The organism is Streptomyces sp. LUP47B (assembly GCF_001746295.1).
In the GTDB taxonomy this organism is placed as follows: domain Bacteria; phylum Actinomycetota; class Actinomycetes; order Streptomycetales; family Streptomycetaceae; genus Streptomyces.
In genome coordinates, this window is the sequence record NZ_MJAH01000022.1 from 1 (window position 1) to 16,364 (window position 16,364).

General features: G+C 69.5%; 15 protein-coding genes. 4 read left to right on the top strand and 11 right to left on the bottom strand.

What is annotated here, in order from left to right; genetic code table 11:
* From BFN33_RS42965 to BFN33_RS42980, 4 genes are all read right to left on the bottom strand, one after another.
* Nucleotides 1–362 (bottom strand): hypothetical protein (locus tag BFN33_RS42965; RefSeq protein WP_141758057.1); only part of this gene is annotated, 362 nt, incomplete at its 3' end.
* A 263-nt stretch (nucleotides 363–625) separates the two neighbouring features.
* Complete coding sequence (locus tag BFN33_RS42970) at nucleotides 626–1,390, bottom strand: TIGR03936 family radical SAM-associated protein (RefSeq protein ID WP_069765662.1); 765 nt, start codon at nucleotides 1,388–1,390, stop codon at nucleotides 626–628.
* Between the two features lie 48 nt (nucleotides 1,391–1,438).
* On the bottom strand, nucleotides 1,439–2,629 hold the full coding sequence (locus BFN33_RS42975; protein ID WP_069765663.1) for a hypothetical protein: 1,191 nt from the start codon (nucleotides 2,627–2,629) through the stop codon (nucleotides 1,439–1,441).
* Nucleotides 2,630–2,644: 15 nt separating this feature from the next.
* A complete protein-coding gene (locus tag BFN33_RS42980; protein ID WP_069765664.1) occupies nucleotides 2,645–3,172 on the bottom strand; it encodes a GNAT family N-acetyltransferase in 528 nt (175 codons plus the stop codon).
* A 91-nt stretch (nucleotides 3,173–3,263) separates the two neighbouring features.
* On the opposite strand from BFN33_RS42980, the gene BFN33_RS42985 reads away from it, so the two are divergent.
* Together BFN33_RS42985 and BFN33_RS52850 are read left to right on the top strand one after the other, a co-directional pair.
* Entirely contained in the window at nucleotides 3,264–3,848 is a 585-nt protein-coding gene (locus BFN33_RS42985; RefSeq protein WP_069765754.1) for a TerD family protein, read from the top strand.
* 135 nt (nucleotides 3,849–3,983) lie between these two features.
* Nucleotides 3,984–4,223, top strand: a complete 240-nt coding sequence (locus BFN33_RS52850) for a hypothetical protein (protein ID WP_141758058.1) — start codon at nucleotides 3,984–3,986, stop codon at nucleotides 4,221–4,223.
* Nucleotides 4,224–4,414: 191 nt separating this feature from the next.
* Here BFN33_RS52850 and BFN33_RS42990 read toward each other — a convergent pair whose 3' ends face one another.
* Nucleotides 4,415–5,329, bottom strand: coding sequence for a LysR family transcriptional regulator (locus BFN33_RS42990; RefSeq protein ID WP_069765665.1), 915 nt, complete (start codon nucleotides 5,327–5,329; stop codon nucleotides 4,415–4,417).
* A 409-nt stretch (nucleotides 5,330–5,738) separates the two neighbouring features.
* Here BFN33_RS42990 and BFN33_RS42995 point away from each other — a divergent pair, with 409 nt between their 5' ends.
* Together BFN33_RS42995 and BFN33_RS43000 are read left to right on the top strand one after the other, a co-directional pair.
* Nucleotides 5,739–6,674, top strand: a complete 936-nt coding sequence (locus BFN33_RS42995; protein WP_069765666.1) for an SDR family oxidoreductase — start codon at nucleotides 5,739–5,741, stop codon at nucleotides 6,672–6,674.
* 47 nt (nucleotides 6,675–6,721) lie between these two features.
* Nucleotides 6,722–7,381: an NADPH-dependent F420 reductase gene (locus BFN33_RS43000; protein WP_069765755.1), complete on the top strand. Its 660-nt coding sequence runs from the start codon at nucleotides 6,722–6,724 to the stop codon at nucleotides 7,379–7,381.
* A gap of 85 nt (nucleotides 7,382–7,466) precedes the next feature.
* Here BFN33_RS43000 and BFN33_RS43005 read toward each other — a convergent pair whose 3' ends face one another.
* The 6 genes from BFN33_RS43005 to mreC all read right to left on the bottom strand — a co-directional run bounded on the left by BFN33_RS43005 (nucleotide 7,467) and on the right by mreC (nucleotide 16,316).
* The gene (locus BFN33_RS43005) at nucleotides 7,467–9,446 is read right to left on the bottom strand and encodes a TIGR03960 family B12-binding radical SAM protein (protein WP_069765667.1); all 1,980 of its coding nucleotides are present in this window, start codon (nucleotides 9,444–9,446) and stop codon (nucleotides 7,467–7,469) included.
* A gap of 89 nt (nucleotides 9,447–9,535) precedes the next feature.
* Nucleotides 9,536–11,035 (bottom strand): CYTH and CHAD domain-containing protein, encoded by a 1,500-nt coding sequence (locus BFN33_RS43010; protein WP_069765668.1) that lies wholly within the window; start codon nucleotides 11,033–11,035, stop codon nucleotides 9,536–9,538.
* 63 nt (nucleotides 11,036–11,098) lie between these two features.
* Nucleotides 11,099–12,298 carry a rod shape-determining protein RodA gene (rodA, locus tag BFN33_RS43015; protein WP_069765669.1) on the bottom strand — a complete coding sequence of 400 codons (1,200 nt, stop codon included), beginning with the start codon at nucleotides 12,296–12,298 and terminating at the stop codon, nucleotides 11,099–11,101.
* Nucleotides 12,295–14,544 carry a penicillin-binding protein 2 gene (gene mrdA, locus BFN33_RS43020; RefSeq protein ID WP_069765670.1) on the bottom strand — a complete coding sequence of 750 codons (2,250 nt, stop codon included), beginning with the start codon at nucleotides 14,542–14,544 and terminating at the stop codon, nucleotides 12,295–12,297. The genes rodA and mrdA overlap by 4 nt, the downstream gene beginning before the upstream one ends.
* 135 nt (nucleotides 14,545–14,679) lie before the next feature.
* A complete protein-coding gene (gene mreD / locus BFN33_RS43025) occupies nucleotides 14,680–15,357 on the bottom strand; it encodes a rod shape-determining protein MreD (protein ID WP_069765671.1) in 678 nt (225 codons plus the stop codon).
* Between the two features lie 11 nt (nucleotides 15,358–15,368).
* A complete protein-coding gene (gene mreC, locus BFN33_RS43030; RefSeq protein ID WP_069765672.1) occupies nucleotides 15,369–16,316 on the bottom strand; it encodes a rod shape-determining protein MreC in 948 nt (315 codons plus the stop codon).
* Between the last annotated feature and the right edge of the window lie 48 nt (nucleotides 16,317–16,364).

Below are 16,364 nucleotides of genomic sequence, written 5' to 3' on the forward strand. Positions count from 1 at the left end.
GTCTCGGCGGGAGCCTCGGCGGCCACCGGCACCACGGTCTCGGCAGCCTCGGCCGACGCGGTCGCACCGGCGGGCGCGGACGCCCGGCGCGTCGCACGCCGACGCGGACGCCCGGCGGGCGCGGCGGACTCGGCGCTCTCAGTGGTCTCGACGTTCTCGTCGAGCTTCTCCTCCTCGTCCGTGACGAGGTCCTCAGCCTCCGCGGCCGGTATGGCCGGAGCGACGACCTCCTCGCCGCCCGGGGCGGCGGCGACCGGCGGTCCCGCCGGCCTGGACGCGGCACGGCGCCGACGACGCGGCGGCAGGGTGTCGCTGGGAGTGTTCTGTTCGGAACCCTCGATGGGTTCGGTCGGTTCGAGCATGCGGGCATTTCTCCCGTCAGGCTCCCGGGCGCCGCACCTGGTCCGGCAGGGATGCCGGTGACGTCCGCGGCTCGCGCGATGCGCGGTGCCGCCGTCCGGGGCGCGGGCGCCGCACGGGAGCTCTCTGTGTCCTGTCTCGCCGGTTCCGTACGCCCTTGTTGGGTACGGCCTGGCGAAAGTCTTGTGGTCAGTGCACTGCCCGACCCAGGTGGCTCCCGAGTACGAGGGCTGCGCTACGACGCCCGTCCTTCGCGGGACCTTCCTTACGCCGGCGTCTTCGCGGCGGCAGTCGCTTCGGCCGTTGAACGGGCCTCGACTGCCTCGCGGTCGGGCGCGAGCGGGTCGGTCACCGTGCCGGTCTCTTCATCGAGCAGCCCCTGCGCCAGCCTGGTCACCGCTGCGGGGACCGGCGGCGCCAGGTCGGCCACGGCGCGGAGACCGGACAGGACGTCGTCGGGTCGAACGGCAGGCGTCACGTGCCGAACAACCAGCCGCAGTATCGCACAGGGCTGGTCGGTCGGCCTATCAGCAAGTTCACTGTGCGTTTCAAGTTGTACGACCGCGGGGCGGGCGTCGAAGGTCCGAAGGCCGTTCTTGGTGGTGCGCTGGACCTCGACTGCCTCGGCGGCGTTGAACGCGGCGACCGCGCGCCCGGCCTCTGCCGGGTCCACGCCGTCCAGCCTGAGCTCCCATACGGAAGCGGTGAGCCGGTCGGCGAGTCCCGAGGTCCGGGCCTCGACCGCGTCGACGACATCGAGCCCGGCGGGCATCGACTCGTCGAGGAGAAGCCGGAGCTTCTCCGGGTCGCGCGCCTGTGTGAGCGCGATCTCCAGGTACTCCGCCTCGCTGCCCGTGCCGGTGGGTGCGGCATTGGCGTACGACACCTTCGGATGCGGCGTGAACCCCGCCGAGTACGCCATGGGCACCTCGGCGCGGCGCAGCGCACGCTCGAAGGCGCGCTGGAAGTCACGGTGGCTGGTGAACCGGAGGCGGCCGCGCTTGGTGTAGCGCAGTCGGATGCGCTGCACCGCCGGTGCGGGCGGCGGGCCTTCGGGCTGTCGCTTGCCCAGTGTCGCTCAGTCCTTCGTGAGTGCGGTCGTACTGCTACCAAGAGTACGTGTGTCGGCGCCCGTCGGTTCCCGCAGGGCCACAGCCTCACGCTCACGGGTCTCGCCGACAGCGCGGACATCGCGCACAGCGCCCACCTCGCCCGCGTCGCCGAAGAGCATCCGCCGGAAGTCCGCCCGGGCCTGCCGTACGGATTCGCGGGCGGAGGCGAGCGCTGCCCGGGTGATCCGTCCCACACTGCGCGCGGCCTCGGCGACGGGACGCAGCACCACGTCCCGGATCACGTGCCCGACCGGGGTCAGCACCGTGCGGTACACCCAGCGCACCGGCTCGACGAAGATCCAGCGGAAGAGGGTCCCGAGGAACCGCCCGACCGCGAGGGAGATGTGCCCGGCGATCCGCCAGGCGTGCCCGAGCGCGTCCCACACCTCCCGGCCGGCGACGGCAAGGACCCTTCCCAGGGGCGCGAGGACCCAGCGCCACAGGGCGACCGCGGGCAGGACGAGCAGGATGCGGGCGATCCAGTACAGGGCGACACCGATGCCGGTGACAACGGTGCCCGCCAGCCACGCGAGCCCCCTGGCGCACCAGACGATCGCGCGCCCGATCGGCGTGAAGATCCAGGCGAGCACCGCGCCGACGCCCTTGAGGAGCCACACGATCCCGTGCCCGACCGGAGTGAACATGCGCGCATACAGCCACACCAGCCCGGCCGCGATCCCCCGCAGGACCCACGCGATGCCGCGCCCGATCAGTGTGAGTACCGCGCCGACGCCCTTGAGGAGCCACACGATCCCGTGCCCGACCGGAGTGAGCACGCGCGCGTACAGCCACACCAGCCCGGCCGCGATCCCCCGCGCCAGCCACGCGATGCCCTGCCCGACCGGCGTCAGCACATACCGGTACAGCCACACCAGGGGGATGACGACGAGCACCTTGGCGAGCCATCCGACCGCCTTGGCGAGGGGCACAACCACATAGCGCCACAGGGCCACGCACGGCCAGACGACCAGCGCCCGCCACAGCGGCCGCAGCACGCTGTCCCGCAGGAACCGCCCCACCACGACGAACGCGTCCCACACGATCCGCACGGGCACGACCAGCACGAGCACGACGATGCGTACGGGGATGCGAATCGCGACGGTCAGACATCCCTCGGGCGGGGGTGCCTGCGGCGCGGGCTGCTTCTCCAGGTCCATAACGACGTAGACGCCTCAGTTCCCCGTACGGATCCAGTACCGCAGCTTTACACCGCGCCGGTCCTCGAATTCTCCGCCATTGGCCTCGATCACCTTACGAGACGCGGTGTTGGTGGCGTCACAGGTGACCAGGGCCCGGTCGATGCCGAGTTGACGGCAGACGGGCAGAGCGGCCGCGAGCATGGCGGTCGCGTGTCCCCGTCGCCGGGCACCGGGGCGTACCACGTATCCGATGTGGCCGCCGAGCTCCAGCAGGTGCGGGGTGAGGCGATGCCGTATCGAGAGCCTGCCCAGGAACGTGTCGTCCTCGACGTACCAGAGGTTCGTCATGGGCACCCGGTCCGGCCTGCGCGGCCGTCGCGTCTCCGCACGCAGCATGTCCACATGGGCCGCGAATCCCGCAGGCTCCCGCCACGCCTTCTCGTTCATCCCGCGCTGCCCGCTCTCCAGCACGGCCGGGTCGAGGCTCGCGTCGGTGAACTCACGTATCGCGTCGAGGTAGGAGGCGTGGAACCGGACGTCGGGCAGGGTCAGCTGCGGCATCGCCCCATGATGGCGAGACCACGGGCCGCCGGACCACCTGGTTTCACGGGGCCGCTCCATGGCCCGGCGCGGGCCCGTGCACTATGTCCCCATGATTACGCTTACGAAGGAAGACGGCCCCGCCGACCTGGACGGCGTGACCCATCTGTCCATAGGGGCCTCCTGGGACCCCACCGCGGGCGCCAGCGGCGGGGTGATCGGCAAGCTCCGCCGCAAGTCCGGCACGGACCTCGACCTCATCGCCATCGCCATGCACGACGGCGACCCGGTGCGTCTGGCGGGCCTCGACTCGCTCGACCCGATAGGCAACGGCTCCCTGCTGCACAGCGGCGACAACCAGACCGGCCACGGGGACGGCGACGACGAGACGGTCACCGTCGAGTTCGCGAAGCTCCCGCCGCACATCACCTCGATCGTCTTCGTCGCCGCCGCCTACAAGAAGGGCAGTTCCTTCCAGAAGGCCCGCAACATCAGCTTCAAGGTCTACGACGCCAGCGGCGGCAGCTCCCAGCAGGTCGCCGACATCTGGCCGAGCATGCTCACCACGGACAACGGCTGCGCGGTCGCCAAGGCCGTCCGCGTCGGCAACGCCTGGAAGCTCGAAGTGATCAACACCACCGGCAAGATCAAGCAGGGCGACGAACTGGCCCTCATGCGCTTCGCCGTAAGCAAGTAGGGGGTACCCCGGCAGCGAGATGCTGAGGGGCGGCCACGGCACCGGCCGCACGGCGAATGCCTCGGACGGAGGGTCGCTCACCCACTCAGATGCGCTCGGCGAGCAACCGGTCGTGAGGGTGTGCATGGTGAGTTCATGAACACAACACCTCTCTCCAAGAAGGCCGTTTCCCGCTTTCCGCGAGTATTCGCGGTGACTGTCGCCGTAGGCATCGCCTGTGCGGCGGGGATGGCAACCGCCACCTCCGCCGTCGCCGCGACGCCCGCCACGCACGCCGTCACCAAGGCCGCCCCGGCCGGCGGCCACGGTGGTGGCGACGGCGAGCACTTCCAGTGCGGCAACGGCCTCCTGCCCATCCTCAGCTTCTGCAACTGACGTACAGGCGACGACACTTCCCCGCCGTCAGCCGCATCACCACACAACCGCACATGTGAATCCCGTCCAACGCAGGGCGGTCGGGAAGAGGGAGCGGAACCCTCTTCCCGATCGCCCTGCCGACCTGCCCAGAGGCACGCCATTGCTGTGACCGTGCCCCCTGTTGGCGCTGCTGTTGTCAGTCGAACTGCTCAACTGTGCTGTGAAACGGCATCGCTTGCCTGCTGCCACATTTCGTAGTTCCCGCATTCCGCCGTGATCTCGGCGGTCGTCTGGGCCGCGGTGATGAAGTCGTCGATCACCGGTGAGGCGTGTGATGCCGCTGTCGCGAGGCACACCTGGTCGGGTGTCAGGTCCGGGACGGGCACGTAGACGACGTCCGGATGTGAGTAGAACACGGATGCCGAGCGGGCCAGGAAAGAGATGCCCCGGCCGGCCGCGACATGCTCGAGGGTCTCGTCCACCCCGCGTACCAGGTACCCGGCGTTGGGGTGCGGGCGCCGGGTGGGCTGTGTGTTGGGGTCGGCGTGCCAGAGCAGGGGTTCGCCGGCCAGGTCGGCCTCGGTGAGCTCCTCCTTGCCGGCCAGCCGGTGGCCGGCGGGCAGCACCGCCACCCGCGGCTCGGTGTACAGCGGGAGGACACGCAGGCCCACCTCGTCGAGGGGCAGCCGCACATAGGCGACGTCGATACGGCCGTCGAGGAGCATCGCGGCCTGGTCGTCCCCCTCGACGCGCTGTACGTCCACGACCACGTCCGGGTGCCGGGCCTCGAAGGCCCGCGCCGCCGGGATCACCGGGATGCCGGCCCGGAAACCGACCATCAGCCGCCGGCCACCCCGGGCCGCTACGGACACCCGGCGGCGGGCCGCGTGCGCGGACGCGAGCAGCGGACCGGCATCGGCCAGCAGCTGGCGGCCCGCGTCGGTCAACGCCACGCCGTGACGGTCCCTGGTGAACAGCGAGGCACCGAGATCCTGCTCGAGCGCGCGGATCTGCCGGCTGAGCACCGGCTGCGCGATATGCAGCTCATCGGCGGCGCGGCCGAAGTGCAACCGGTCGGCCACGGCGACGAAGTAGCGCAGTTTACGCAGGTCCATATCCTCCATGGCATCTCCCAATCCGGTGATGCCTCCAGGGTATCACCACGCCCAAAAGAGGTCTTGGACACCCGTTCAGATGGATGGCAGCCTTAATAAGTACCTATTGGGGCCGAATCGAATTCGACAGAAGAATTCGACATCGGAACGAGAAAGCGGAACCCGAAAGCGGGAACATCAACGCCGTCGAGATCATCGACCGTGACCCGGCCAAGGCCAGGAACTGGCCGCCCCGCTCGGCGGCGCCACTGTCGGGGCCGAGGGCAGTTCCGGCACGCAGGAGGTCGCCAAGGCGGCCCCCGCCGACGCAGTTATCGGCTGAGCGCGACCACATCACCACTTCTCGCGCCACTTCACGTCAGTCGATCCACGGCACGAGAAGAAAAGCCTCTCCACCTACCCTTATAAGGAAAGCGAAATGCGCGTTTTCGTCGCCGGCGGGACCGGCCATTCCGGTTCGTACATCATCCCCGAGCTCATCGCCGCCGGGCACGAGGTCACCGGCCTGGCCCGGTCGGACACAGCCGCGGCGGCACTGTCCGCGCTCGGCGCGAAGGTGCGCCGCGGCGACCTCGAGGATCTGGACGGGCTCAAGGAGGCGGCCGCGGACTCCGACGGCGTCATCCACGTCGCGCACAGGCAGGACCTGCTTCCCACCGGCGGGCTCGACGCCGTGGCCGCCGCGGAGGTCCCGATCATGCTCGCGTACGGCGAGGCACTCGAGGGAACCGGAAAGCCGCTGGTCGCAGCGGGGAGCATAGGCTCGCCGGGGAACCTGGGCCGACCGGCCACCGAGGAGGACCCGGCTCTTCCCGGCGGCGATGAGTACAAGGGCACCCTGCGGGTTCGTAACGACGTGGAACGTGCCGTGGTCGGTCTCGCCGAGCGGGGAGTGCGGTCCTCGGTCGTGCGGATTGCCAACATCGCGCACAGCACGACCGATCGTGTCGGCTTCCTCCCCACGCTGATCGCGCTCGCGAAGGAGAAGGGTTTCGTCGGCTACCCCGGAGACGGCGCGAACCTGTGGAACGCCGTGCACATCCGTGATCTCGCCTCCGTGTTCCGCCTGGCGCTGGAGAAGGGGCCGGCCGGCAGGTACTGGCACGCGGTCGGGGACGGTGGCATTCCGCTCCGCGAGATCGCCGAGGCCATCGGCAGCCGTCTGGGCCTGCCCACGGTAAGCATTCCCGTGGACGTACTGATGGTGCCGGGACACTTCGGGTTCCTCGCGAACATCGTCACGCAGAGCTACCCGGCGTCCAACCTCGTCACCCGCCGGGACCTCGGCTGGGAACCCGCCCAGCCCGGCCTGCTCGCCGATTTGGACAACGGCCACTACTTCCCCGCCGGCTGATCCCAGCGACCCAAATCGCAGAGAGGGACGCCGAGAATATGACGACTGTGGGATTCATCGGAAGCGGACAGATCGGCAGTACCGTCGCGCGGCTCGCCATCGAGGCCGGGCACCAGGTCGTGCTCAGCAATTCGCGCGGTCGTGAGACGCTCGCGGACACGGTCGCGGAACTGGGGCCGCGGACGTCCGCGGCGTCGAGCGGGGAGGCCGCGGCAGCCGGTGACATCGTCGTGGTCACGGTGCCCGTCAAGGCGTTCCCCGACCTGCCCGCCGCGTCACTGGCCGGGAAGACGGTCATCGACACCTGCAACTACGGCCCCGAGCGTGACGGGAACATCCCCGAACTCGACAGCAAGTCGCTCACCTCGAGCGAACTGCTGCTCCGGTACCTCCCGGACGCCATGGTCGTAAAAGCGTTCAACAACATCTTCTACAAGCACCTGCTGTCACTCGCCCGCCCGGCGCGGGCGACCGACCGCTCCTACCTGCCGATCGCCGGGGACTCCGCGCCCGCGAAGGCGGCGGTGACCGCGTTCGTCGAATCCATCGGATTCAGCGTCGTGGACGCGGGACCGCTGGCCGACAGCTGGCGGCAGTCGACGGGCACGCCGGTGTGGGGAACCCCGTACGGGCCCTACTCGGACGAGAAGGGCCGGCCGACCGACGAGGACACCATCCGCGCGGCACTGGCCACCGCAACACACTGACCGGCCTTAGGGGACGTCAGCGACCGACTCTTCCTCGCTGCCGTCCCCCAGGGCATCCACCATGCGCCGCGACGCCTCACTCACGTCAGTGGGAGTGCCCACTCGCAGCGGGCGCCGACGCGGCGTTCTTGACCGTCAGAGGCAGCAGCTTCTTCCCGGTCGGTCCGATCTGGATGGCCGTGTCCATCTGCGGGCACACCCCGCAGTCGAAGCAAGGCGTCCACCGGCAGTCCTCGACCTCCGTCTCGTCGAGGGCGTCCTGCCAGTCCTCCCAGAGCCAGTCCTTGTCGAGGCCGGAGTCGAGGTGGTCCCAGGGGAGGACTTCCTCGTACGTCTTCTCGCGGGTCGTGTACCAGTCGACGTCCACGCCGAAGGCGGGCAGCGTCTTGTCGGCGCAAGCCATCCAGCGGTCGTAGGAGAAGTGCTCGCGCCAGCCGTCGAAGCGGCCGCCGTCCTCGTAGACGGCGCGGATCACGGCGCCGATCCGCCTGTCACCCCTCGACAGCAGGCCTTCCACGATGCCGGGCTTGCCGTCGTGGTAGCGGAAGCCGATCGAGCGGCCGTACTTCTTGTCGCCGCGGATCTTGTCGCGGAGCTTCGCCAGGCGGGCGTCCGTCTCCTCCGCCGAGAGCTGCGGGGCCCACTGGAAAGGTGTGTGGGGCTTGGGGACGAAGCCGCCGATCGAGACCGTGCAGCGGATGTCGTTCTGGCCGGAGACCTTGCGGCCCTCGGCGATCACCTTCGTGGCCATGTCAGCGATCTGCAGGACGTCCTCGTCGGTCTCCGTCGGCAGGCCGCACATGAAGTACAGCTTCACCTGTCGCCAGCCGTTGCCGTAGGCGGTGGAGACCGTGCGGATCAGGTCCTCTTCCGAGACCATCTTGTTGATGACCTTGCGCATGCGCTCCGAGCCGCCCTCGGGGGCGAAGGTCAGGCCCGAGCGGCGGCCGTTGCGCGTCAGTTCGTTCGCCAGGTCCACGTTGAAGGCGTCGACTCGGGTGGAGGGGAGGGACAGGCCGATCTTGTCCTCCTCGTACCGGTCCGCCAGGCCCTTGGCGATGTCGCCGATCTCCGAGTGGTCCGCGGACGACAGGGAGAGGAGGCCTACTTCCTCGAAGCCCGTCGCCTTCAGGCCCTTGTCCACCATGTCGCCGATGCCCGTGATCGAGCGCTCGCGGACCGGGCGGGTGATCATGCCCGCCTGGCAGAAGCGGCAGCCCCGGGTGCAGCCGCGGAAGATCTCGACCGACATGCGTTCGTGGACCGTCTCCGCGAGGGGGACGAGGGGCTGCTTGGGGTACGGCCACTCGTCCAGGTCCATGACGGTGTGCTTGGACACGCGCCACGGGACGCCCGACTTGTTGGGGACCACGCGCGCGATACGGCCGTCGGGGAGGTACTCGACGTCGTAGAAGGCGGGGATGTACACCGAGCCCGTCTTCGCGAGGCGGAAGAGGACCTCCTCGCGGCCGCCCGGCCGACCCTCCGCCTTCCAGTCACGGATGATCTTCGTCATGTCGAGCACGGCCTGCTCGCCGTCGCCGATGATCGCCGCGTCGATGAAGTCCGCGATCGGCTCGGGGTTGAAGGCCGCATGGCCGCCGGCCAGCACGATCGGGTCGTCGAGCGTGCGGTCCTTGGACTCCAGCGGGATGCCCGCCAGGTCCAGCGCCGTCAGCATGTTGGTGTAGCCCAGCTCCGTGGAGAAGGACAGGCCGAACACGTCGAAGGCACCCACGGGCCGGTGGCTGTCCACCGTGAACTGCGGGACGTGGTGCTCCCGCATCAGCGCCTCGAGGTCCGGCCACACGCTGTAGGTGCGCTCGGCGAGGACGCCCTCCTGTTCGTTCAGCACCTCGTAGAGGATCATGACGCCCTGGTTGGGCAGCCCGACCTCGTACGCGTCCGGGTACATCAGTGCCCAGCGGACGTCACAGGACTCCCACGGCTTGACGGTGGAGTTGAGCTCTCCGCCGACGTACTGGATGGGCTTCTGCACATGCGGGAGCAGAGCTTCGAGCTGCGGAAACACAGACTCTGCGGCCGCAGCGACTTCGGCAGGCATCTCGCGAACCTTCGGTGGGCTTGGCTGAACTGACAGGGGTGACCATCTAGCGTAACGCGGCCGCGACCACCCCCCGTACGCCCGGAAGGTCAGAGGCCGTCCGCCTCGCCCCTGATCCCGTCCCAGAAGCCGGGCAGTTCGGCCTCCACGGCCGCCGCCCGCTGCTCCTCACGCCCGTAGAGCAGCCCGTAGGTGAAGGCGCTCTCCCCCGCCGCGTGGGCGACCGCGGACAGCTCGAGCAGGGTCTGCCGGGCCATCACGCTGTCCTGGTGCTCCCCCAGCAGGTTCTGGAGCGACTTCATGGACTTGACCATGGTCTTGGCCGGTTTGCCGAGGGCCGGGCGGGCCGCTTCGGCCGCGTAGCGGGTGCGCTTGGTCTTCTTGCGGGCCTCGTGGATCGCGGTGTCCCGGTCGGTTCCGGGCTCCAGCTCCAGCGCCTGTCCGACGAGCCCGGCGACCTTCCGGAAATCCTTCCGCACGGCCTTGGCGATCACCTTGTGGGGTTTCTTCCCGGCCGCCTTCAGCAGCGGCGGGTCGGCGATCAGCGCGTCCACGGTGTCGAGCAGGGCGAGGTAGCGCCGGGAGTCCAGGACGCCGATCAGCCGGGCGCTCGCCCCGCCGGGGCGGTCACCGGCCCAGGTGCTCAGCCGCGAGGCGACCGGCCCGTAGAGCAGCGTCCGCGGCACCTCGTCGAGAGCCGCGGTGAGGCGCTCGGACAGCACCTCGCGGTCCCGCTCCACGCCCAGTTCGCCGGCCAGCCACTTCAGATCGTCGCCGATCGGGTCGGTGACGGTCCGGTCGAGGACCGTGCCGTACGACTTGAAGGTGCTGCGCATCCGGCGGGTGGCGACGCGCATGCTGTGCACGGAGTCCTCGGCGTCCTGGCGGACGGCCGGGTCGAGTTCGAGGATCGCGTCCCGCTGGGCGCGGACGTACGCGAGGACGTGGTCGCCGGCCGTCACCGGGTCCGCCGTGACGGGGCTCTTCTTCTTGGGGGCCGTCTCCGCGAGGGCCCGGGCCAGCTTCGAGGAGGAGGCGGACGGCCGTACGTCCGCCTTGCGCAGCCGCTTCTCGACCTTGTCGAGGAAGGCAGGGTCGCCGTCGTCGGCGAGCTCCACCTCGATCTCGGTCCACTGGGCGTCGCCGACGCCGCCGCTGAGCCGCTCGGCGTGCACGGCGTCCACGCTGACCTCGGCGAGCAAGCGCCCCTGCGCGTCGAGGAGGTGGCGCACATCACGGTCCGAGCGCAGCCGGATCACGGGCAGCAGCTCGACGCCCCTGACCCGGGAGCGGACCAGGGCGGCGAGTTCGTCGGGGAGGGTGTCGGAGAGGGGGGCCCGGATCTCGTCGCGCACGCCCTCGGACACGGGCAACTTCAGGTGCCAGCCCGCGTCGGATCCGCCCGTGCGGCGGCGCAGGGTGATCGAGGACGCCACGAGGCGTTCGTCGGCCGTGTCGTAGTAGGTGGCGTCCAGATGCGCGACGCCCTTGTCGACGACGGCCTCGACCCCGGCGACTCCGGTCAGATCGGGTAGGCCGCTGTCGTCGGACTCGTACTTCCGCTCGATCTCCCGCTTTGTGTCCGCCATGAGTCAAATCTAGTGGTCAGCGGGCGGTTACGGCAGGGGGCCGCCACCACCCGGCCGACCTGCCTAGGCCGACATCGGCCGCTGCACTCTGATCGACTGCAGCAGTCCCACCGCGACCCATGTGGCGAACATCGACGATCCTCCGTACGACACGAACGGCAGGGGCAGACCGGTGACCGGCATGATCCCGAGGGTCATGCCGACGTTCTCGAAGGACTGGAAGGCGAACCACGCCACGATTCCGGCGGCCACGATCGTGCCGTACAGCTCGGTGGTCTCGCGGGCGATCCGGCAGGCCCGCCACAGGATGACCCCGAGCAGGACGATGATCAGGCCCGCGCCGACGAAGCCCAACTCCTCGCCGGCGACGGTGAAGACGAAGTCGGTCTGCTGTTCCGGGACGAACTGGCCGGTGGTCTGCGAACCGTGGAACAGGCCCGCGCCCGTCAGGCCTCCCGAACCGATGGCGATCCGCGCCTGGTTGGTGTTGTAGCCGACGCCCGCCGGGTCGAGGCTCGGGTTGGCGAAGGCGGCGAAGCGGGCGATCTGGTACTCGTCCAGGATGTGCAGCTGCCAGACCGCGATCGCGCCGGCCGCGCCCGCGCCGAGCAGTCCGAAGACCCATCGGTTGGAGGCACCGGAGGCGAGCAGCAGCCCGAGCACGATGATGACCATGACCATGACCGACCCGAGGTCGGGCATGAGCATCACGATGAGCATCGGTACGGCGGCGAGGCCCAGGGCCTGGAGCACGGTGCGGTGGTCGGGGTAGGGCTTGTCGCCCGCGTCGACCCGGGCCGCGAGCAGCATCGCCATGCCCAGGATGATCGTGATCTTCACGAACTCCGAGGGCTGGAGCGAGAAGCCGCCGCCGATCACGATCCAGGAGTGGGCGCCGTTGACCGTGGAGCCCAGCGGGGTGAGCACCAGTAGGAGCAGGAAGAGCGAGGCGCCGTACAGCAGGGGCACGGCGGTGCGCAGGGTGCGGTGGCCGACCCATACCGTGCCGATCATCAGGGCGAACCCTATGCCGGTGTTCATGAGGTGGCGGATCAGGAAGTAGTACGGGTCGCCCTGGTTGATCTCGGTGCGGTTGCGGGTCGCCGAGAAGACCAGGATCGAGCCGATCATGGACAGGGCGAGGGCCGAGAACAGTATCGGCCAGTCCAGCCGGCGGGCGAGCGAGTCGCGGGCCAGCAGCCGGGTCCAGCCCGCGCGCGCGGGGCCGTACCCGGAGACCTGGAAGCTGTTCGCCCCGGTCATGTGAGCATCCTCCGGCTCCCCCTCTTGCGGCGCCGCCTGCGGGTGTCACGGTTCCCGTTGGTCGGCGTGTTCACGGTCGCGGCCTGCTGCGTCCCGTCCGGCTCGGGCGACGCCTCCTGGCTCGCCCGCTGCTCCTTGGCCGGGTCCTTGGCGATCTTCGGGGACTTGATGGTCCCGTCCGTCTGGACCTTGGGCAGGCTCTTCTCAGGGGTGGGCAGCAGCGCGTTCTTCTTGTCGATGGTGCCGTCGGCCGAGACGCCGTACATGGCGTTGTAGATGTGGCGCACGGCCTCACCCGAGGCGCCCGAGCCGGTACCGGCCTGAGCGATCGTCATGACGACCGTGTAGTCCTTGGAGTACGTGGCCAGCCAGGACGTCGTCTGCTTGCCGTAGACCTCGGCGGTGCCGGTCTTGGCGTGCAGCGGGATCTTGTCCTGCGGCCAGCCGCCGAACTTCCAGGCGGCCGTACCGCGGGTGACGACGCCTTCAAGTGCGGTGTCCATGCCCTTGATGGTGGCCTGGTTGACCGGGAGCTTCCCGGTCGCCTTGGGCTTGATCTCCTGGACGGTCCTGCCGTCGGCGCTGATGATCGCCTTGCCGATGCTCGGCTGGTACATGGTGCCGCCGTTGGCGAGCGCCCCGTAGATCCTGGCCTCCTGGATCGGGGTGACGAGGGTGTCGCCCTGACCGATGGAGTAGTTGATGGAGTCACCCTCGCGCATCTTGTTGCCTTCGAGGCAGTTCTCGTACGCGATCTTCTCGACGTAGGTGCCGTCCTTCTTGCCGGTCCTGCACCAGCTGTCCTTGTTGGCCTTCCAGTACGACTCCTTCCACTGGCGGTCGGGGACGCGGCCGGTGACCTCGTTGGGGAGGTCGATGCCGGTCTCCTTGCCGAGGCCGAACTGGTGGGCGGCCTTGTAGAAGTAGTCCTTCGGCTCGCCCTTCTTGGGGTTGATGCCGCCGTCCTTCTTCCACTCCCGGTCGGCGAGGCCGTAGAAGACGGTGTCGCAGGAGACCTCCAGGGCGCGGCCGAGGGAGATGGGACCGAAGCTCTCGCCCTCGAAGTTCTTGAAGACCTGGCCGCCCACGGAGTACGAGCTGGTGCAGGGGTAGCCGCCGTCCCACTCGTAGCCGGCCTCGACCGCGGCGGCCGTGGAGACGACCTTGAACGTCGAACCGGGTGCGGACTGACCCTGTATGGCCCTGTTGAGCAGCGGGTAGTCGGAGCCCTTGCCGGTGAGCTCCTTGTAGTCCTTGGCGGAGATTCCGCCGACCCAGACGTTCGGGTCGTAGGTCGGGGCGGACGCCATCGCCACGATCCGGCCGGTCTTGGCCTCCATCACGACGACGGCGCCCGAGTCGGCCTTGTAGTTCTCGCCGGTGATCTTGTCGAACTGCTTGCGGGCGGTCTTCATCGCCTGATTCAGCTCGTACTCGGCGACCCGCTGGACGCGGGCGTCGATGCTGGTGACGAGGTTGGCGCCGGGCTGGGCCTCGTCGGCCTCGGCCTGGCCGATGACGCGGCCGAGGTTGTCGACCTCGTAGCGGGTGACGCCGGCCTTGCCGCGCAGTTCCTTGTCGTACTGGCGCTCCAGGCCCGAGCGGCCCACCTGGTCGGAGCGCAGGTAGGGCGAGTCGGTGTCCTGGGCCTTGGTGATCTCCTCGTCGGTGACCGGCGAGAGGTAACCGAGGACCTGGGCGGTGTTGGACTTGCCGGGGGCGGCGTAGCGGCGCACGGCCTCGGGTTCGGCGGTGATGCCGGGGAAGTCCTCGGCGCGCTCGCGGATCTGCAGCGCCTGCTTGGGGGTGGCCTCGTCGGTGATGGGGATCGGCTGGTACGGCGAGCCGTTCCAACAGGGCTGGGGCGTCTTCGCGTCGCACAGCCGGACCTTCTGCGTGACCTCCTCGGTGGACATGCCGAGGACCTTGCCCAGCTTGGTGAGGACGGCCTTGCCGTCGTCCTTCATCTTCAGCAGGTCGGTGCGGGAGGCGGAGACCACCAGCCGGGTCTCGTTGTCCGCGAGGGGCACTCCGCGGGCGTCCAGGATGGAGCCGCGCACCGCGGGCTCGACGACCTGCTGGACGTGGTTTCCGGAGGCTTCCTTGGCGTACGCGTCGCCTTCGCGGATCTGGAGATACCAGAGGCGGCCACCGAGGGTGCCGAGAAGGGACAGCACGAGGATCTGGATGACGACGAGCCGGATCTGGACCCGTGGGGTCCGTCCGGTCTCCGGAATGTTAGTCATGGGCGAAGCCCATCCCTTTGAGGGTGGTGGTGGGAGACGGGTGGGCATTGGTCACTGCGGCTGCCGCCCCCTCTCAGTGTGTGTATGTGTCATATACGGCGAACCTGTGAGCGCGGTCCGCCAACTTCCATGGGGTCACAGCCGCTTGACCCCCTTGATGCGGCCCACCCGCGCGGTCCGGGTCCGTGCCTTCGTCTTCAGGCTCCCGAGGCCGCCCCGCTGGCCGCCGATCTTCAGACCGGTGCCCGAGGACAGCCACCCGGAGGAGATGTTCGCCGAGTTGGCACCGGAGCCGGTCTCGGCGAGCGGGTCGTTCTCGGCGCGCCGGGCGAGCGCCATGATGCCGGGGACGACGAAGGGGGCGAGCAGGAGGTCGTACAGGGCGGCCGTGAACAGCAGGCTGGGGAGGCCGACATGGCGGGCGGCGGTGTCGCCGACGAGGGCGCCGACACCGGCGTACAGCAGGGTGGTGCCGATGGCGGCGGCGACCACGACGACCATGGGGCCGGTGGCCGACCTGAGTCTGCCGTTCTCCGGTTTGGCGAGGCCGGCGAGGTAGCCGATGACGCACAGCACCAGGGCGTAGCGGCCGGCCGCGTGGTCGGCGGGTGGCGCGAGGTCGGCGAGGAGGCCGGCGCCGAAGCCGACGAGGGCGCCGCCGACATGGCCGTAGACGAGAGCCAGGCCGAGGACGGTGAGGAGCAGCAGGTCGGGGACGGCGCCCGGGAGGTGGAGGCGGGCGAGGACGCTCACCTGGACGACCAGGGCGACCACGACCAGGGCGGAGGACAGCAGGATCCGGTTGACGCGCATGACTACAGCTCCTACTGCTCTTGCTGGATCTCGCCGTCGACCGGCGCATTGGCGGACGGGGTGACGGTGACCGTCACGGTCGGCGTGGGCGTCGGTTTCGGTTTGGCCGGGAGCACCGTGTCGCGCGGGTCCTTCTTCGGGGCCTGGACGACGACGCCGACGATGTCGAGCTTGGTGAAGCTGACGTACGGCGTGACGTAGAGGGTGCGGGTGAGGTCGCCGCCGGAAGGGTCGACGCGGGAGACCACGCCGACCGGGACGCCGGGGACGAAGGGCTTGTCGGCCTGTGAGCCGAAGGTGACCAGACGGTCGCCCTTCTTGACGTCGGCCTTGCCGTTGAGGAGTTCGACGCGCAGCGGACGGTCGCCCTGGCCGGAGGCGAAGCCGAGCTCGTCGGTGGCCTCCATGCGGGTACCGACGGTGAAGTCGGGGTCGTTGGCGAGGAGCACGGTGGCGGTGTTCGGGCCGACCGTGGTGACGCGGCCGACCAGGCCGTCGCCGTTGAGGACGGTCATGTCGCGCTGGATGCCGTCATTGGCGCCGACGTCGATGGTGATCGTCCAGGAGAAGCCCTGGGCCGCTCCTATGGCGATGACCTCGGCGCCCTTGATGCCGTACTGACCCTCGGCGGAGGTCTTCAGCATCTTGTCGAGCTGCTTGAGACGGCTGGAGTTGCGGTCGTCGCTGCCGAGTCTCGCCTTGAGGGCCGCGTTCTCCTTCACCAGCTCGGCGAGCCGGTCGTGCCGCTCGCCGGAGTCGCGGACGGCCGACACGGCGTTGCCGACCGGATCGACCGCGGTCGACACGCTGTCCTCGATCGGTCCGAACACGGCGGCCGCGGCCTGGCGGGCACCGTCGACCGGTGAGTCCTCCCCGCCGCGGATGTCGACCGTGATCAGCGCGAACGCGACGGCGATCAGCAGCACCAGGAGCAGCCGGCTCTCTCGTGTGTCCCTCACGTGCGGCGGCCGTGCCCTTCTCATTGGAGTTGCGTTTGTGGGAGCTTA